The organism is Thermococcus gorgonarius (genome assembly GCF_002214385.1).
Classification (GTDB): domain Archaea; phylum Methanobacteriota_B; class Thermococci; order Thermococcales; family Thermococcaceae; genus Thermococcus; species Thermococcus gorgonarius.
Map to the genome: position 1 here is coordinate 151,363 of NZ_CP014855.1, position 15,432 is coordinate 166,794.

16 protein-coding genes and 2 tRNA genes are annotated in these 15,432 nt (G+C 50.0%); 5 read left to right on the forward strand and 13 right to left on the reverse strand.

What is annotated here, in order from left to right; all coding sequences use genetic code 11:
• Positions 1-3 precede the first annotated feature (3 nt).
• From A3K92_RS00910 to A3K92_RS00920, 3 genes are all read right to left on the reverse strand, one after another.
• Positions 4-759, reverse strand: coding sequence for a metallophosphoesterase family protein (locus tag A3K92_RS00910; protein WP_088884490.1), 756 nt, complete (start codon positions 757-759; stop codon positions 4-6).
• A 192-nt stretch (positions 760-951) separates the two neighbouring features.
• Positions 952-1,028: transfer RNA gene (locus tag A3K92_RS00915), tRNA-Gly, on the reverse strand.
• A gap of 59 nt (positions 1,029-1,087) precedes the next feature.
• Positions 1,088-2,386, reverse strand: a complete 1,299-nt coding sequence (locus A3K92_RS00920) for an alpha-amylase family glycosyl hydrolase (protein WP_449451370.1) — start codon at positions 2,384-2,386, stop codon at positions 1,088-1,090.
• 67 nt (positions 2,387-2,453) lie between these two features.
• On the opposite strand from A3K92_RS00920, the gene A3K92_RS00925 reads away from it, so the two are divergent.
• Positions 2,454-2,531: transfer RNA gene (locus A3K92_RS00925), tRNA-Arg, on the forward strand.
• Positions 2,532-2,540: 9 nt separating this feature from the next.
• On the opposite strand, the gene A3K92_RS00930 is transcribed toward A3K92_RS00925, so the two are convergent.
• From A3K92_RS00930 to A3K92_RS00945, 4 genes are all read right to left on the reverse strand, one after another.
• Entirely contained in the window at positions 2,541-3,026 is a 486-nt protein-coding gene (locus A3K92_RS00930; RefSeq protein ID WP_088884492.1) for a DUF835 domain-containing protein, read from the reverse strand.
• A 182-nt stretch (positions 3,027-3,208) separates the two neighbouring features.
• Positions 3,209-3,607 (reverse strand): methylmalonyl-CoA epimerase, encoded by a 399-nt coding sequence (gene mce / locus A3K92_RS00935; RefSeq protein WP_088884493.1) that lies wholly within the window; start codon positions 3,605-3,607, stop codon positions 3,209-3,211.
• Between the two features lie 4 nt (positions 3,608-3,611).
• Complete coding sequence (meaB, locus tag A3K92_RS00940) at positions 3,612-4,583, reverse strand: methylmalonyl Co-A mutase-associated GTPase MeaB (RefSeq protein ID WP_088884494.1); 972 nt, start codon at positions 4,581-4,583, stop codon at positions 3,612-3,614.
• 38 nt (positions 4,584-4,621) lie between these two features.
• Positions 4,622-5,050 carry a cobalamin B12-binding domain-containing protein gene (locus A3K92_RS00945; protein ID WP_088884495.1) on the reverse strand — a complete coding sequence of 143 codons (429 nt, stop codon included), beginning with the start codon at positions 5,048-5,050 and terminating at the stop codon, positions 4,622-4,624.
• A gap of 132 nt (positions 5,051-5,182) precedes the next feature.
• Here A3K92_RS00945 and A3K92_RS09720 point away from each other — a divergent pair, with 132 nt between their 5' ends.
• Positions 5,183-5,836, forward strand: coding sequence for a PHP domain-containing protein (locus A3K92_RS09720; protein ID WP_449451369.1), 654 nt, complete (start codon positions 5,183-5,185; stop codon positions 5,834-5,836).
• An 818-nt stretch (positions 5,837-6,654) separates the two neighbouring features.
• Here the strand turns inward: A3K92_RS09720 and A3K92_RS00955 are convergent.
• The 3 genes from A3K92_RS00955 to A3K92_RS00965 all read right to left on the reverse strand — a co-directional run bounded on the left by A3K92_RS00955 (position 6,655) and on the right by A3K92_RS00965 (position 9,545).
• Positions 6,655-7,215 (reverse strand): Maf-like protein, encoded by a 561-nt coding sequence (locus A3K92_RS00955; protein ID WP_088884496.1) that lies wholly within the window; start codon positions 7,213-7,215, stop codon positions 6,655-6,657.
• Between the two features lie 106 nt (positions 7,216-7,321).
• On the reverse strand, positions 7,322-7,690 hold the full coding sequence (locus tag A3K92_RS00960) for a hypothetical protein (protein WP_088884497.1): 369 nt from the start codon (positions 7,688-7,690) through the stop codon (positions 7,322-7,324).
• A 46-nt stretch (positions 7,691-7,736) separates the two neighbouring features.
• Positions 7,737-9,545 carry a PINc/VapC family ATPase gene (locus tag A3K92_RS00965; RefSeq protein WP_088884498.1) on the reverse strand — a complete coding sequence of 603 codons (1,809 nt, stop codon included), beginning with the start codon at positions 9,543-9,545 and terminating at the stop codon, positions 7,737-7,739.
• Between the two features lie 95 nt (positions 9,546-9,640).
• Here A3K92_RS00965 and minD point away from each other — a divergent pair, with 95 nt between their 5' ends.
• From minD to asnB, 3 genes are all read left to right on the forward strand, one after another.
• Positions 9,641-10,378, forward strand: coding sequence for a cell division ATPase MinD (gene minD, locus A3K92_RS00970; RefSeq protein WP_088884499.1), 738 nt, complete (start codon positions 9,641-9,643; stop codon positions 10,376-10,378).
• 9 nt (positions 10,379-10,387) lie between these two features.
• Complete coding sequence (locus A3K92_RS00975; protein WP_088884500.1) at positions 10,388-11,137, forward strand: ATP/GTP-binding protein; 750 nt, start codon at positions 10,388-10,390, stop codon at positions 11,135-11,137.
• Positions 11,138-11,243: 106 nt separating this feature from the next.
• Complete coding sequence (gene asnB / locus A3K92_RS00980) at positions 11,244-12,701, forward strand: asparagine synthase (glutamine-hydrolyzing) (RefSeq protein ID WP_088884501.1); 1,458 nt, start codon at positions 11,244-11,246, stop codon at positions 12,699-12,701.
• On the opposite strand, the gene A3K92_RS00985 is transcribed toward asnB, so the two are convergent.
• The 3 genes from A3K92_RS00985 to A3K92_RS00995 form a co-directional block, all read right to left on the reverse strand.
• Positions 12,684-13,883: a hypothetical protein gene (locus A3K92_RS00985; protein WP_232460882.1), complete on the reverse strand. Its 1,200-nt coding sequence runs from the start codon at positions 13,881-13,883 to the stop codon at positions 12,684-12,686. The genes asnB and A3K92_RS00985 overlap by 18 nt on opposite strands.
• 64 nt (positions 13,884-13,947) lie before the next feature.
• Positions 13,948-14,970 carry an L-threonylcarbamoyladenylate synthase gene (locus A3K92_RS00990; protein WP_088884503.1) on the reverse strand — a complete coding sequence of 341 codons (1,023 nt, stop codon included), beginning with the start codon at positions 14,968-14,970 and terminating at the stop codon, positions 13,948-13,950.
• Positions 14,967-15,407, reverse strand: coding sequence for a hypothetical protein (locus A3K92_RS00995; RefSeq protein ID WP_088884504.1), 441 nt, complete (start codon positions 15,405-15,407; stop codon positions 14,967-14,969). Before A3K92_RS00995 ends, A3K92_RS00990 begins: the two co-directional genes overlap by 4 nt.
• Positions 15,408-15,432: the final 25 nt, after the last annotated feature.

A 15,432-nucleotide genomic window follows, 5' to 3' on the forward strand; every position in this document is an offset into this window, starting at 1 on the left:
ATCTCAGACTTTTCTATGATAGAGTATCTTAACGATCTCCTCAGGGAGACCCTCGTTCTTTATCTTTTCCTCGATTAACTTCTTGTTGTACTCGACCTCTATGAACTTCGTATGCAGAGTATCCACGTCCACCAGTGCAAACGTTGCCTTGTGTTCTCTTCCCGGTGGGTAGCCTACGCTTCCGGGGCAGATAACCCTTCCGTACCTGGTCATTGCGTTCACGGGATACCTCGGGGACGAGACGAAGAGTATCTCGTAGTCCTTTACTGGCCTCATTATAGCCTCATAGTAGCTTGTAGGTTGATCTGGTAGTACTTCTCCTTCAAAGGGATTAAGCGGGCTTCCATAAACGCCGAAGATGTCGTTTTTCCCTATTTTGTCCACTAAGTAAATTGGCAGATCCCTTATGAACTCTCTTCCCTCATGCCCGAGCTTTTCCCATGTGTACTTTAGGGCCTTTTTGATGTAGTGGGGGAGATCCAGTCTGTCTATGTAACCCGGGCCCTCCGCGTGTGGATCGCTTTCCGCGATGATCTGGTCGAATTTACCGCGGATCACCTTTACCTTGTTCTCCTTCATTAAGTCCTCTAGCGCGTCAATGGTCTCCTTTGGGTATGGGAAGAGTCCTATAATGTTGCCTAGGATGTAGTACTTCTCAATTTCATAACCTTCTTCTTTTAACTCTTCAATCCTTTCAAGGGCCTTTGCGAACGCCGGGAAGTTCCCGTTTATGTTTGCTAGAACAGCCACGTACGCCATTTTTCCTCACCTCCTTTTTTGTTACCTATATTTACTAAAAACTGAGGGCTTTTAAGGTTTTCCGTTCACGCGTGTTCTGGTATTCCTCTCGTGAATAGAAGCCTTGCAGAAAAACGGCAAGTGCCCCCGATTCTGAAAATTTGTCGTGAGAAAACCTCCATGGAATAAGCGACGTCAGAAATTATAATATTGTGGTGCGGTGGCCGGGATTTGAACCCGGGCCAGCGGCGTGGCAGGCCGCTGTCCTAGCCAGGCTAGACTACCACCGCATCCGACCCGTTACATACTCACCTCCGGTCGCTTTATAAATCTTTCGGTGACTTCCGCGCTAACCACGCCGGAGGACTATCAGGGGCTCAAAGCCCAACTCCAATTTCCCGTTCCTGCTCCTCACGGCTTCCCCCGTGAGAAGGTTCTTTCCGCTGATCTCCAGTTCGATCTCCCCGATCTTCCCCTCTACGTTGAAGATCCCAGTCGCGTTATCACACTCTACAACAAGCACGCCGTCTTTGAGTGCCCTCACCCTTTGGTTCTCACATTTCAAGGCCTTCTTGATGGAAATAAGCCTCTTGAAGAACCTCAAGAACTCCTCATCGCCAGTCTCCCAGAGGATGGGGTCCTTCTCAAAGAGATTCGGGGCCTCTTTTATCGCGTATTCCTGACCGGCATAAACGAGTGTCGCTCCCTTGAGCATGAAAGCAAGCGCGGTCCAGTTCCTGAGCCTGAATTCATCTCTGAATATAGAGGCCGCCCGTGGGGTATCATGGTTTTCCAGGAAACGGAGCTTCGCGTACTCCGCTGGATACAACGCTTCCTGAACGTTCAGATAGTCAGCGTAGCTCTCGAGGCTTTTCTCTCCTCTCAGGTAGGCTTCAAGGATTTCTCTCCCGTCGTAGTCGTAGGTGAGGTGGAAAACCGCATGCATTTCCGGATCCGAGTGGACCGCAAACCCCCTGGCCCTCAGCCAGCGCACGAAGGAGGGATGTACCGTCTCGGCAAGCCAGAGAATGTTGGGGTTCACCTTGGAAACCTCTGCCTTCGCCCTCTTCCAGAACTCAAGGGGAACCAGAGGGGCCACATCACACCTGAAGCCATCCACGTATCTGGCCCAGAACTTGAGGGTCTCTATCTGGTAGTCCCAGAGTTCGGGCTTGGAGTAGTCGAGGTTATAGACATCGCTCCAGTCCGGGACCTTCCGGGAGGGGGATCCGTTCTCAGTATAAAACCACTCGGGATGATCCTGGAACAGGATGGAATCCCGGGAGGCGTGGTTGTACACGATGTCTATCATGACTTTCAGACCCAGAGAGTGAGCCTTGCCAACTAAAGCCTTGAAGTCCTCAAAGGTTCCGAGCTCGGGATTTATAGACCGGTAGTCCTTTATCGCGTAGGGGGAGCCAAGAGTTCCCTTCCTTCCCTCCTCCCCTATTGGGTATATGGGCATGAGCCAGACGTAATCCACGCCGAGGGACTTTATCCTGGGAAGATCCTCCGTCAGGGCTTTGAGAGTTCCTTCCTCAGTATGATTTCTGGGGAAGACCTCGTAGATGACCAGCTTCTTCGGGTCCATGGTATCACCGGTGGTGTTACACATTTTCCTAAGATAAAGCTGACGTTCCTTTGACATTGCCAACGTTCGGCGACGGCAGAAAAGTTAAATTTATAAAGCGTCCTCAGGAATGGTTAGCGGGCGTGCCCCGGTGGCCTAGTCTGGATAGGGCGCGAGGCTGCGGACCTCGAGGTCCGGGGTTCAAATCCCCGCCGGGGCGCCAGAACAGTTTCTACGGTAAACCTAAAACCCTTCTTATGGGGACTACCTCCTTCTCGCTCAGGGCGTCGCTTGCCACCACATAGAGACTTGACCCATGAAGAGCCGTTACGTCTTTTACTTGTCCCAGGAACTTTAGGGTTGGTTCCAATCCGTTTTCTATTATAAGATACTCGATTCCATCAACTATTACTTGGGACCCGTTTGCTTTTACTTCTCTCTCAATTATTGCCCCAAGTTTATACAGATGTCTTGGGTTAATTGCGTAGGGGCTCTGCGTTTCAACCGTCGTAAGCCATAATGGTTTTACTTTTCCTGCTGGGACTCTCAAGTAAGAGAAGAGAGCCTTTGGTGGAATCCTGCCGACAAAAAGAACTGGAAACAGTTTAGATACGGAGAGAATCACATCCCCAAGCTCCATTGGTGAAATTATTCTGGTACCTTTTTCATCAACGTTCTTTTTTGCTCTCCACGATTTTGCTAGCTTTGGGAACATCATACTTGGTTCCAGAGAAAGTTGTAGTTACTGTATAAAAAAGTTATCGATTTCTAGTGATTATTATAACACTAAGTTCCGCTAAATCCGTACATTTTGCCCAGACGTTTGAATACATTTAGAATAAAGCTGGTTGGAGGACAATATGAAAAAAGCTTCAAGAAGAGTGAAACGGGCTGAAAAATTCACTCCCTCTGGCAGAGTTCGAGGAGAACACCTGTTACCGCCTTCGGGTGCACAAAGGCTATCTTTGCCCCGCCAGCGCCTATCCTCGGCTTCTCGTCTATCAGGCGGTAACCCTTCTCCTTCAGCTCTTTGAGGTGCTCTTCGATGTTGTCAACGCCGAGGGCTATGTGGTGTATCCCCTCACCGCGCTTCGCTATGAACTTCGCTATCGGTGAGTCCTCTGCCGTTGGCTCCAGAAGCTCTATCCTGCTCTCTCCGATGTGGATTATTGCGGTTCTAACCTTCTGGTCCGGAACCTCTTCAATATCATCAACCTTGAGGCCGAGGCCTTCCCATACCTTTATGGCCTCTTCAAGGTTCTTAACGGCTATACCGACGTGGTCTATCTTCTTGAACATACCATCACCTCCAGAGATCCTCTTTAAGTTTCTCCATGACGATTTGAGAGGCCGAATATGGGTCGAGCTTCCTCTCCACGACCTCGTCAATGAGCTCCTTGGCCTCTCCTTCCGCGAGCCTCTCCTCGACCTTTCTCGCTATTGAGGAAGCTATTATCGTCTTCACTTCCTCCCTGGCGCGGAAGGCCCTGCGCTCCCTTAACCTTCCGCTCGACTCCATGTATTCCCTGTGCTTCTTTATGGCCTCCCAGAGGGGCCTGACCCCCCTAAGGGTAAATGCCGTCGTTTCGACTATCGGCGGCTCCCAGCCCAGTTCCTTCCACTTGTCCTTTTCGAACTCAAGGGCCATCTTGAGCTCAAGGTAGACCATCTCAACGCCTTCCCTGTCGGCCTTGTTGATGGTGAATATGTCGGCAACTTCCATGAGGCCGGCCTTTATGGCCTGAACCTCGTCGCCAAGTCCGGGAACGGTTACGAGAACAACCGTATCGGCCGTTTTAACAATGTCCACCTCTATCTGGCCGACTCCAACGGTTTCAACGAATATCAGGTCGTAGCCAGCGGCGTCGAGAACCTTTATGGCGTCGTTAGTTGCCTTTGCCAGACCCCCGAGGGCGCCGCGCGTTGCCATGCTCCTTATGAATACCCCCCGGTCGGTTGAGTGCCTCTGCATCCTCAGCCTGTCGCCCAGTAAAGCCCCTCCGGTGAAAGGTGAGGTGGGGTCAACGGCTATGACGCCGACCTTATGCCCATCATCCCTCGCGAGCTTTATGAGCTTGTCGAGGAGGGTTGACTTTCCAGAGCCGGGGGGACCAGTTATTCCAACGACGTAGGCCTTTCCGGTGTAGGAGTATATCTTTTTCACTATCTCTCTGGCCTTCTCCTCGTCGTTCTCGACGAGCGTTATTAGCCTCGCTATTGCCTTCTTGTCGCCTTTGAGTGCGAGTTCGATTAAGCCGTTGAGCCCTTCGGTCATAGGCATCACTGGAGAAATTATCCAAGGAGAATATAAAGTTAAGCCCTGAACCTTTTGAGGTTCTCGACGGCTTTATCAACGGCCTCTATTATGGTTTTCAGAGGTGTTCCGGGGCCGAAGACCTCGAAGACTCCCATCTTTTTGAGCTCCTCGGCGTCGTCGGGCGGGATTATTCCGCCGGCAAAGACGGCAACGTCCTCTCCTGGCTTCAGACCCCTCTCCTCCAAGAGCCTGAGTATCTTCGGGATGAGAACCATGTGTGCCCCAGAAAGTATGCTTATTCCAAGAACTGCGGCGTCTTCCTGGATAACCGTCTCGACTATCTGCTCCGGCGTCTGCCTTATTCCGGTGTAGATAACCTCATAGCCTGCCTCCTTGAGGGCCCTCGCAACGACCTTCGCTCCCCTGTCGTGGCCGTCGAGACCGGGCTTCGCTACGACAACGCGGACTTTTGAGCGTTCCACCATGAGCACCACCACCCTTAGTTGTCTCCGCTGTATTTAAAGGTTTGTCAAAGTTCAAGTTTAACCTTTACATTGGATATTTTGTCCAACAATAAGACGCTTAAACTCATTATCTAACATCATCTGGTGTTTGCAATGAGGTTCCCCCATGATACCCATACTCACACTGTTTACTCCGATGGAAGTGGTTCTGTAGTTGATAACATAGCGGCTGCTGAAGAAAAGGGCCTGAAACTAGTTGCCATAACGGATCACGTCCACTACCTTGAACCAAAAAACCTAAACAGCTACATCTCCGAGATAAAACGCTGGGCTGGGGAGAGCGAAGTTTTTGTTCTGGCTGGTGTGGAGGCAAACATAATGCCCGGAGGAAGTGATGTCCCGGATTGGATGGCGAAGAAGCTTGATTTTGTTATAGCCAGCGTCCACGAGTGGGTCGAGAGGCCTGAAGAGTACTTAGAGCTGGTCAAATCAGCACTTCTCGATGATAACGTTGATGTGATAGGTCACTTTGGAGCCAGTTTTCCATATATCGGCTTTCCCGGGGCGGAAGAGCTTGAGGAAATCCTGGAACTCGCCGAGGAGAGGGGGAAAGCTTTTGAGATAAGCTCTAGATACAACGTTCCCGACGTCGATTTTGTGAGGAAATGTATAAAGCGCGGAATAAAGTTGACCTTTGCGAGCGACGCCCATTCCCCGAGAAGTGTCGGGAACGTTGGATGGAGCGAGAGCGTGTTTTTAAAGGCCGGCGGAAAGAAGGAGGATCTTCTGTTTGAGGAGTTTCTTTGACTTCTCCTAAAGTCTTATTGCAACAAGCGATGATGGCCTTGATCGCGGCGGCGATCCTCATGTTTCAATTCTCCTAAAGTCTTATTGCAACCTTTCTCATCTACAACCAAACGAACAACATCACCGTCGTTTCAATTCTCCTAAAGTCTTATTGCAACTTGCCGTCCACGAAGACTTTGGCATTGACTGTTAGGGTTTCAATTCTCCTAAAGTCTTATTGCAACTACTTCAACAGCACGACGGGCTACCCGAGGCTCACTAGGTTTCAATTCTCCTAAAGTCTTATTGCAACCGTTACCGTCCACAAGCACCTTTGCGTTCACAGTCAAGGTTTCAATTCTCCTAAAGTCTTATTGCAACAGGGCGGCTTTTTCCTTCGTTCGTCCAACAAGAGAATAAGAACCTCCAGATTTTATAAGCTTTTCCACGAAGGGGTCTTGAAAACACCTCAAAAAGCCCCTGTTATCTTTTATCGGGAACTGGAAATTTGACAAAGGAGACGTTTTCTAGCCTGTTTTCTCAAATGAACATCTTTGTTCACAAGATTTCCCTGGTGCTTAAAAGGGTTGAAAACGACTAAAATCCGTTTTAAATCAGTAGATACGAAAACAAACGGGTTTCCACTGGAAGAACGTATATTTCCGCCTCTCTCCAACCACCGTTTAAAACTTCGAAAAAATTTCGTTACAGTTTACATCGAACCATGTAACTCACCGATATATAATAACTAGAGATTACTAAAGATTTCCAGAAAGCCTGGAGTCGTCCAAATCGCAGTAGAACCAACCAGAAGGGACAAAATCTCGATAAAAGGAACTTCATCGTGATATGACTTCAAAGCCCAGCTCCCTGAGCTTCCAAATTATCTCCATTGGAAAGCCGACGACGTTGTAGTAGTCCCCTTTTATCCACTCGATGAAGAGGCCCCCAAGCCCCTGTATCCCATAAGCTCCTGCCTTGTCCATCGGCTCGCCCGTTCTTATGTATCCCCATATCAGCTCGTCGTCCAGCTCGCGGAACTTGACCTCGGTAACGACTTTTCCGCAGTGCTCCTTCCTCGAGTGGATTATGCAGTATCCCGTTGTAACCCTGTGGACTCTGCCGCTCAGGAGCTTTAGCATTTCGTAGGCCTCGTTTTCGTTTCTGGGTTTGCCCAGAATTTTTCCCCCTACGCTCACGACGGTGTCGGCTCCAATAACCGTTCCGTTAACTCTGGAGTGGACTTCCCTCGCCTTCCTCCGGGCGAGTTCGAGTGCAACCTCCCCCGGGTCGCTGAGGGAGCACTTCTCATCGGCGTTGCTCGGTATCACAGCGAAGTCTTTTATGAACCTCGCCAGTATCTCCCTCCTCCTCGGTGAAGCAGAGGCAAGCACTAGCATAACCTAACCAACCTCCGAAAAGTCATTAAAGGAAAAGGAATACTGTAAGAGGGCGATGACGACAATTTCGCTAGCTGAATGGTGATGACTACCCTCGCAGCCGAGCCTACGAGAGGCAGTTCTCTATTTCTTCGATTATTGACTGGATGTCTCTCTCAAATTCAAAAACCTCAATGCGGTTTCCGTTTGCCTTTCCACACTCCCCGGTAACTTTCCTGAGCTTTACATGAACGATCCCCGTTTTGCCATCCTTGTTGAGTTCGTACTTTCGGTACACAATATCGCAATCATCCCCCTTCACTTCCTCGAACGTTACATTGAATTTTGACATTATGGCTTTATCAATGCCGTTGAGCACTTCCATTGCCACGTTGTAGCTCCTGCCCTCTATGACCATCGGCACACAGATGTGCTCCATGTTGTGCTTGCCGAAGGGATGGAAGCTTTCGGGGATTACAACGACCTCGTATTTCATTAACACCACCGGAGAAAAGAGGGGAGAGAAAGTTTAAAAGTCTGTCTCATGTGCTGGCCCATATCGGTATGCCCGCATCGATGAGCCTCTTCAGTTCTTTCCCTATCGGCGTGCTCTTGCTAACCTTGACGAGGCCCTTCTTGCTCGGAGTGGCAGTGAAGACGTACTGTTCCCCACCGTAGAACTTGAGCGGTTTTTTCGCGTAGTCCGGCGAAACTCTCAGGACTATTGTTTTCTTCTTCTCCTCTACCTCGACCGGTATCTTCTCCCTGGGCTTCTCGGCTTCTCTCTCGGCGAAGCTCTTGACGTCTATGCTTATTCCCACCTTCTTCTCCAGCTCGGTTATCCTCTTGCCCTTCTTTCCTATTATCGCGGGAATGTCGAACTCGTCGGCGTATATCACAGCTTTGTGCGGGCTGACTATCTCGACCTCGGTGTAAACATCGGGAAGGAACTTCTTTATCTCCTGCTTGAGCCTCTTCTCTGCCAGCTTAAGAGCGGGGGCCTTTTCCTCTTTCTTCACAGGGACGACGCTTACCTCTTCACCGTAGGTGTATATCTCGTACTCAAGCTCACCCGTCTCGAAGTCGCGAACCTCGATAACGGGCCTCGCTAAGTCCTCCTCCTTCATGCCGCTCGGTACTTTGACGAGGTACTCCAGCGTTAGAACCTTCGCAACGCGGCCGGCTTTGATAAAGATAACCGTATCGACTATCTGGGGTATCATTCCCAGCTCGACCCTGCCGATGAAGCGCTGGATTGCATCTATCGGCTTGGTCGCATGGACCACTCCAACCATTCCAACACCGGCCAGTCTCAAGTCGGAGTAAATCTTGAAGTCGCTCGTCTTCCTCATCTCGTCGAATATCGTGTAGTCCGGCCTCACTAGGAGGAGAATATCTCCGGTAAGTTCCATCTTTCCGCTTAAGGCTGTGTACTGGGTTATCTCCTCGCTAACCTGCAAATCCCTCGGCTTCTCCATCGTCTTTACTATCTTGCCCATGCTCGCGTACCATTCGGCCAAGGCCTGAGCGAAGGTCGTTTTGCCCTCGCCCGGAGCGCCTGCTATGAGAATACCCTGGGCCTTGTCCTTAAGCCTCTCTAAGAGCCTCTCGCTCAGCTCATAGTCCTCTATGCTGAGTTTCGTGACTGGTCTGACGGCGGTTATCTCAATCCTGTCTGCAAAGGGCGGTTTAGCTATAACGATACGGTAGTTCCTGAGCTGAACGACCGTCGCCCCCGGCTCGTCTATCTCTATAAAGCTCTCTGGATCGCGTCTGGCGCGCTCGACGATGTCATCGGCTATCTCCTCAAGCTCTTCATCGGTTAAAGGTTCGTCCCTGACCGGGACGAGCTTCCACTCGCCAGGTTTGCCCTTCTTGGCGAGCGGTCTTATGCCTGCTTTAAGGTGGACGCTCATGGTTGTTTCATCAAAGAAGTCTTCTAGACGGTGCTTCACCTCTTTTCTGGCCGTCAGGTAGATTACATCGATGCCTTTGGCTATCGCAACGTCCCTCTGAACTTGATCGCCCGTGATGAGGGTGGCGTTGAGTTCCCTAGCGGCCTCGCGAACCATATGGTCTATCTCGCCTGCTTTAGCTCTTCTAATCTGCCAGAGCTCGGGCCTCTCGCCGTAGAATTCAAGGAGTATTTCGCCTCTGTCAGCCATGTCGCGGAGCTTTTTGAGCTCTTCAAGGCCGACGTGGCCTATGGCCTTTCCCTCGTTGGCCTGGTGCTCTATCTCCGCCACAACTGCCTCGGGAACTACCACCTTCACTTTCTCGCCCAAAGTTGAGAGGAACTGGGTCAGCCTGCCGTCAACTATCACGCTCGTGTCTGGAACGAACACCTTCATTTTTCTCACCTGAATTGAGTGATTGGATGCCTTCATAAAGTTAGCGTACCTCAAAGTTCATAAAGATGAAAAACAAACTCCATACGGTGAGTTCAATGGGGCATTTGATATCAATAGCAAGTGGTAAAGGGGGGACGGGGAAAACGACGACCACTGCTAACCTCTCGATAGCCCTCGGAAAGATGGGAAAAAAGATTTTGGCAATTGATGCCGACTTGACGATGGCAAACCTCAGCTTAGTCATGGGTATTGACGATGCCGAACCAACAATACATGACGTTCTCGCCGGGGAGGTAAAGATCGATGAGGTAATATATCAGACAAGTTACGAAAACGTTGATCTAATCCCCGCCGCTATAGACTGGGAGCACGTTAAAAAAGCTGACCCTAGAAAGCTCCCCGGGGTTATAAAACCTCTGAAGGACAGGTACGATTTCGTTCTCATAGACTGTCCCGCTGGTCTCCAAATGGACGCGATGAACGCGATGCTGAGTGGAGAGGAGGGTATCCTGATAACGAACCCTGAAATATCATGTATAACAGATACCATGAAAGTTGGAATAGTCCTCAAAAAAGCTGGTTTAGCCGTTCTGGGCTTTGTTCTCAACCGCTACGGAAGAAGCGAAAACGACATTCCCCCCGAGGCCGCTGAGGAAGTCATGGAAGTTCCCCTCTTGGCTGTAGTTCCTGAGGACCCCAAAGTCAGGGAGGCAACTCTTGAGGGTATCCCCGTTGTGGAATACGCCCCAGAGTCTGAGGGTGCCAAGGCTTTTATGAAGCTGGCCGAGGAGGTTGTTAGAATAGCAGGCCTTAAGGCAAGGGTCATGTACTGAGGTGGTGCGATGATACTGATTTTCCTGGGCACCGCAGGTAGCGGAAAGACCACTATAACAGCTTCCTTTGGTGGGTATCTTGAGAAAAACGGTAACTCAGTTGGTTATGTCAACCTCGACACCGGGGTGAAGAAACTCCCCTACAAGCCGGACATCGACGTCCGTGATATAATAACTGTTGAAGAACTAATGAAGGAAGGTTATGGGCCAAACGGGGCCATAGTTGAGAGCTATGACAGATTGCTTTCCCACGCTGATGAAATACTTAGTGGAATACTTGAACTGGATGAAGAGCTCGACTACCTCCTTATAGACACTCCCGGACAGATGGAAAGCTTTCTTTTTCACGAGTTCGGCATGAGAATAACCAGTGGCCTGAAGGAACCCCTGGCCGCTTACCTTTTCGGTCCGGATATTCTTAGGAGGCCTTCCGACTACTGTTTCGTCAAGTTCTTCGCTATAATGATAGACCTCCGTCTGGGCACGACAACGGTTCCCGTTCTCAACAAGGTCGACTTAATACGTGAAGAAGAACTATCCTCGATAAGGCGGCTCCTTGAGGACATAGATTATTTAAACGCCCGTCTTAAGCTCGATCCATCCATGCAGGGCTTTTTGGCCTATAGGATATGTTCCTTCCTTCCCGAAGTTTCCCCGCCGGTTAGGGTTGTTTATGCCTCCGCTAAAACCGGCGAGGGGTTTGATGAGCTAGAAACCCTCTCCTATGAGCACTATTGCACCTGTGGAGATCTGACCTGAATTCCTGGACAGACGTTCACATCCTGCAACTTTTTTGAAAAAACATCTTCAAGTTGGAATTGGCAACGCTTATCTGGCATCTTCATGACTACACTGGGGGAGTGCCATGTGCCTGATCGCAGGAGGAATGGGATTAAATCTGAAGGATAAGTTCATTCGCATGATCCTCACCGGGAAACACAGGGGTCCTGATTCCTTTGGCGTGTGGACGGATTTGGGAGTTTTCAAGTCAGGTGACTTTTCAAAGATCAGTGAAATTCCCGAGGGAAGCGTGGGCCTTCTTCAGTGCAGGCTGGCAATGACTGGATCGAAGGGCTTTACACAGCCCTTTTTCAATGATATCGTTCTCGTTCACAACGGAGAGATCTACAATTACCGCCAGCTCAGGGATTACCTGGAGGGCAGGGGTGTTGAATTTGAAACCGATGTTGACAGCGAGGTCGTACTCCGTCTCCTCGAGCACCTACTCTCGAAGGGCTTGAGCGTCCATGAGGCCGTTAAGAGGGCCATGATAATGATGAACGGTGATTATGCCGTTGCTTTCTTTTGGAGGGGTAATATTTACCTGTTCAGGGATCCCGTTGGAATAAGGCCCCTTTACTTTTCTCCCAACGGCTTTTTTGCCAGTGAGAAGAAGGTTCTCTGGGCAATAGGTGAGAAAGCCGTCCCCGTTGGGCCCGGTGAGCTGGTGAGGCTTTCCCCCAGAGGTGCTGATAGGAAAAAAGTTCTTGACATTAGAGAGCTCCCCTGGTGTGAAAAAGAATTCACCGAGGAAAGGGCTATTGGGGCTTTGGTGAAATCTCTCGAGTGCTCCGTCAGGATGAGAGCTGGTTCCAGAACTGGGGTTCTCTTCTCCGGTGGTCTGGACAGTTCAATAGTCGCTTACCTGGCCTCAGAGTTTTCAGACGTTACTCTCTACACTGCCGGCGTTGAGGACAGTCCCGACGTTGAGTGGGCCAGAAAGGCCTCTGACGAGCTTGGTATTCCGCTAAAGGAGGTGCTATTAACCAAAGAAGATGTTGAAAACATCGTTGAAAAGGTCATCTTCGCCATAGAAGAACCTAGCTTCATGAACCTTGCTATAGGGGTTCCCCTCTATTTTGCCACAGCACTCGCTGCTTCCGATGGCCTTAAAGTCCTGCTCAGCGGTCAGGGAGCGGATGAGCTCTTTGGTGGCTACGCCAAGTACCTTGAGGATCCAGGGCTGATGGAGAGAGACCTTCTTGAGCTGGGTGAGAAGAACCTGGCCAGAGACGACAAGATAGCTATGTACAACGGTGTTGAAACCAGGTACCCTTACCTTGCACTTCCACTCGTTAGGCTGGCACTTAAAATGCCACACGGTATGAAGATCAAAAACAGTGTCAGGAAGTGGGTTCTTAGAAAAGCCGCCGAGAGAATGGGACTTCCCACCGATGTAGTTTGGAGGGAGAAAAAAGCCGCCCAGTACGGTAGCGGTTCCCAGAAAATCCTGATGAAGCTGGCCAGGGAGAGAAAAATGAAGCCCAGTGAATTTGCTGAGTTCCTTTTCAGAAAAGTCTTTGGTTCAGTAGGTTGGCCTTGAGAGTCCCTCTGCTTCATAGAGGAGTTCAACGGTTGGTTTTAGCTCCTCTATGTTCAGCAACACGGAGTTTAGCAGTGTTATTGCTCTTGCGGCTTCTCCCCTTTCAAGGTAGTAGTTGGCTTCCTCAACGGCAAGTAGGGCGTTTTCATTCTTTTTCTCGGCTCCGTAGACCTTTAGGATAGCGGCCCTCATAAGTGCTTTAGTCTTCAGGTCCCCGATCCTGTTTAGTGCTTCCTTGTAGACTTTAAAAGCCTCTGTCGTTTTTCCCATCGAGAGGAGGGCCTGGGACAGCTCAAGGAACTTTTCTCCCGCCTTTCTCTCATTTCCCTCTTTTTGATGGGAGGATATGACCTGATAGAGCATTCTGGCGTTGTTTAAGCCTATTAGCTTGGCCCTGTTTGCGTTTCCTGCCAGAAGATAAGCGTACTGGGCTTTGAGGAGATAACTGGTTGTTCCGTCCAAATCGCCCTGGGAGTAGGCGATCTTGCTGGCCTTTTCATAGTTTTTGGCTGCTGTGTCCATCATTTCTATATAGTGAGAACCGTAGCCGAAGAGCTCCAGAACGTAGGTGGCGACCTTGTAAAAGGCCTCGGCGGCCTTTTCGAATTTTCTATCTTCGAGCATCTTCTCGGCCAGCTCCCCGTATATGGTTACTAGAATGTCGGCAATCCTTTTGATAGATTCTTCATCCTCAAGTATCTTATAGTATCTGAACGCATCTTCGTACGTCTTGATCGCCAGCGAGAGGTTTTCGTTTTCCCTGTATGCATTGGCTAGATCCTCGTAAATCTCTGCGAAGTATTTTGCATATTTCTTGAGGTTCTTTTCGTCCCCTATGGTCGCGAAAATGGAGAGAGTTTTTGAGATGTACTCGCTGAGCTTATTTACATCAACTTCAAACTTTGCCAGTTCCTCCTCGATGAGTTCTATGTAAAGCGAGGCGCTCTTGAGAAGCGGTTTTTTGGCCATATCGGGCTTTCTCAATCTCCCTAGAAAGAAATATCCAAAGTACCGGTATAGCCTAGCGGCGTCTTCAAATTTTTTTTCTTCCTCGTACTTTTTCGCCGCTCGAAGAATTAGCTTCAATCCTTCCTTTATTTCCCCTTCTTGGAGCTTTTTGAAGCCCATCCTCTCGAGGTCCTCAGGTGAGGCAAGATCTGGAAGGATAGTCAATTTGCTCACCCCGTGATTTAAAGCTTCAGTCCCTAAAGTTTGATATGGCCCTTTCTATTTAAGCTTATCCAGCTTATACTTTGACAACCCGGTAGCCGGCTGCTTTTCTGAGTCGGTTCATTACGGCCATACCAAGGCCACTTTCCTCCACACCTTCCGCTATTATGAGATCTACCCCCCTCCTGTCCAGTTCTCTCAGGGCTTTGAACAGGTTCCTGGCAACTTCTTCAACGCTCCCCCCAAGGTAGAAAAATTCGTCGGCATCATGTTCTTCCGTGGCCATTACTCCAACCTTGAATCCCTTTTTTCTGTACTCCTCAACGAGCTCGTCTATCTTCTCCCTGACTTTTTCTCGGTTGCCTTCTACTACTATCACCTGTGCGTTGGGTGAGTAGTGCTTGTACTTCATCCCTGGGGACCTCGGTATGTCAACTTTCTCTCCCTTCACGGCCGGATGAATGATAATCTCTCCGATTACCTTCTTGATCTCTTCAACTGGAAGTCCCCCCGGACGAAGAAGTAGAGGCACTTCGGACGTCAGGTCTATAACGGTTGACTCAACCCCAATTGGGGTTTCCCCTCCGTCAACTATGCAATCTATCTTCCCGTAGAAGTCCTCGATGACATGGTCTGCGGATGTTGGGCTTGGCCTGCCGCTTATGTTTGCCGAGGGGGCGGCAACTGGAACGTTGCTGAGCCTTATGAGCTCCAGTGCTATTGGATGGGCGGGCATTCTCAAGGCAACGGTGTCTAGGCCACCGGTAGTGGTTCTCGGCACGGTATCCCTCGCGGGCAGGACAATTGTCAGGGGCCCCGGCCAGAACTTTTCAGCCAGTTTCCATGCTTTTTCTGGAACTTCCTTTGCCAGTTTTTCGAGCCATTCTACCTCCGCTATGTGAACTATCAGGGGGTTATCAGCGGGCCTTCCCTTGGCCTCGAAGATCCTTCTGACAGCACTTTCGTTGAGGGCATCAGCGCCAAGGCCATAAACCGTCTCGGTTGGAAAAGCAACAAGACCACCTTTCTTAAGTATCCTGGCCGCCACGCTCAATTTATCCCTTTGTACTCCTTCCCGCATCAGGATCACTATCGTCATACCATACCACCGGGATTGTGCCCTTTTACGTCAATCCTTGGCAGGGGTACGTGGTAGGGCAGGCCCATCTCCTTGGCTATTACGAAGAGCATCGGCGCCACAGAGTGGGTTATAAAGTTGACGACCTCGGTAAAGACCTCGGGCTTGACTTTTCTCTCGCTTTCCCACGTGTCCAGGATCTCATCGATTTCTTCCCTTCTTGGGGGGAGGTACATCACAGCCCCCTCGATGAAGCCCTCAGCTATCTCGGGCCTGTAGGTTATCTCGTACTTGAACAGGATCTCAATACCCTGTGTCTTCCCCGTGGGGGTTCTTATCTCGCCGAGGCGCATATCCTTAACTTTGGGGCTTAAGTTTACCTCTATTCTGCCGCCGGGAAAGGGCGGAATTTTCTTTTCGAACTCTATCCTTGTGATGTTTATGCCTATAACCGGCATTTCCCTCACCTCAGACCTTTTTTGG

What these genes read in the sequence shown, in the direction of transcription:
- A3K92_RS00960 (WP_088884497.1), bottom strand. Translation starts at nt 7,690, where the DNA reads ATGAAATACGAGGTCGTTGTAATCCCCGAAAGCTTCCATCCCTTCGGC.
- asnB (WP_088884501.1), top strand. Translation starts at nt 11,244, where the DNA reads ATGTGCCTGATCGCAGGAGGAATGGGATTAAATCTGAAGGATAAGTTC.
- mce (WP_088884493.1), bottom strand. Translation starts at nt 3,607, where the DNA reads ATGTTCAAGAAGATAGACCACGTCGGTATAGCCGTTAAGAACCTTGAA.
- minD (WP_088884499.1), top strand. Translation starts at nt 9,641, where the DNA reads ATGGGGCATTTGATATCAATAGCAAGTGGTAAAGGGGGGACGGGGAAA.
- A3K92_RS00995 (WP_088884504.1), bottom strand. Translation starts at nt 15,407, where the DNA reads ATGCCGGTTATAGGCATAAACATCACAAGGATAGAGTTCGAAAAGAAA.
- A3K92_RS00920 (WP_449451370.1), bottom strand. Translation starts at nt 2,386, where the DNA reads ATGTCAAAGGAACGTCAGCTTTATCTTAGGAAAATGTGTAACACCACC.
- A3K92_RS00965 (WP_088884498.1), bottom strand. Translation starts at nt 9,545, where the DNA reads ATGAAGGTGTTCGTTCCAGACACGAGCGTGATAGTTGACGGCAGGCTG.
- A3K92_RS00910 (WP_088884490.1), bottom strand. Translation starts at nt 759, where the DNA reads ATGGCGTACGTGGCTGTTCTAGCAAACATAAACGGGAACTTCCCGGCG.
- A3K92_RS00955 (WP_088884496.1), bottom strand. Translation starts at nt 7,215, where the DNA reads ATGCTAGTGCTTGCCTCTGCTTCACCGAGGAGGAGGGAGATACTGGCG.
- A3K92_RS00990 (WP_088884503.1), bottom strand. Translation starts at nt 14,970, where the DNA reads ATGACGATAGTGATCCTGATGCGGGAAGGAGTACAAAGGGATAAATTG.
- meaB (WP_088884494.1), bottom strand. Translation starts at nt 4,583, where the DNA reads ATGACCGAAGGGCTCAACGGCTTAATCGAACTCGCACTCAAAGGCGAC.
- A3K92_RS00930 (WP_088884492.1), bottom strand. Translation starts at nt 3,026, where the DNA reads ATGATGTTCCCAAAGCTAGCAAAATCGTGGAGAGCAAAAAAGAACGTT.
- A3K92_RS00945 (WP_088884495.1), bottom strand. Translation starts at nt 5,050, where the DNA reads ATGGTGGAACGCTCAAAAGTCCGCGTTGTCGTAGCGAAGCCCGGTCTC.
- A3K92_RS09720 (WP_449451369.1), top strand. Translation starts at nt 5,183, where the DNA reads ATGAGGTTCCCCCATGATACCCATACTCACACTGTTTACTCCGATGGA.
- A3K92_RS00975 (WP_088884500.1), top strand. Translation starts at nt 10,388, where the DNA reads ATGATACTGATTTTCCTGGGCACCGCAGGTAGCGGAAAGACCACTATA.